Origin of the sequence: Methylobacterium indicum, assembly GCF_001043895.1 — a bacterium.
Classification (GTDB): domain Bacteria; phylum Pseudomonadota; class Alphaproteobacteria; order Rhizobiales; family Beijerinckiaceae; genus Methylobacterium; species Methylobacterium indicum.
On record NZ_JTHF01000457.1, the window covers coordinates 1 to 764 of the forward strand.

A 764-nucleotide genomic window follows, 5' to 3' on the forward strand; every position below is an offset into this window, starting at 1 on the left:
AGCAGCACGCCGACGTTGTCGCCCGCCTGGCCCTGGTCGAGCAGCTTGCGGAACATCTCGACGCCGGTCACCGTCGTCGTCGTGGTCGGGCGGATGCCGACGATCTCGACCGTCTCGCCGACCTTGATGATCCCGCGCTCGACGCGGCCCGTCACCACCGTACCGCGGCCCGAGATCGAGAACACGTCCTCGATCGGCATCAGGAACGGCAGGTCGATCGGACGCTCCGGCTGCGGGATGTAGGCGTCGACCGTCTTCATCAGCTCGAGCACCGCCTCGTGGCCGATCTTCGGCTCGCGGTTCTCCAGCGCGCACAACGCCGAGCCCTTGGTGATCGGGATGTCGTCGCCCGGGAAGTCGTACTTCGAGAGCAGCTCGCGCACCTCGAGCTCGACGAGGTCGAGGAGCTCCGGATCGTCGACCATGTCGACCTTGTTCATGAACACCACCAGCGCCGGCACGCCGACCTGGCGGGCGAGCAGGATGTGCTCGCGGGTCTGCGGCATCGGGCCGTCGGCGGCCGACACGACCAGGATCGCACCGTCCATCTGGGCGGCACCGGTGATCATGTTCTTCACGTAGTCGGCGTGGCCGGGGCAGTCGACGTGCGCGTAGTGGCGGTTCTGGGTCTCGTACTCGACGTGGGCGGTCGAGATCGTGATGCCGCGCGCCTTCTCCTCCGGCGCCTTGTCGATCTGGTCGTAGGCGGTGAAGGTCGCGCCGCCGGTCTCGGCCAGCACCTTGGTGATCGCCGCGGTCAGCGA

Annotated in this window: 1 protein-coding gene; it reads right to left on the reverse strand. The window is 67.9% G+C overall.

What is annotated here, in order from left to right; translation table 11 throughout:
- A partial coding sequence (locus QR78_RS31460; RefSeq protein ID WP_048431576.1) for an elongation factor Tu occupies positions 1 to 764 on the reverse strand: 764 nt, incomplete at both ends.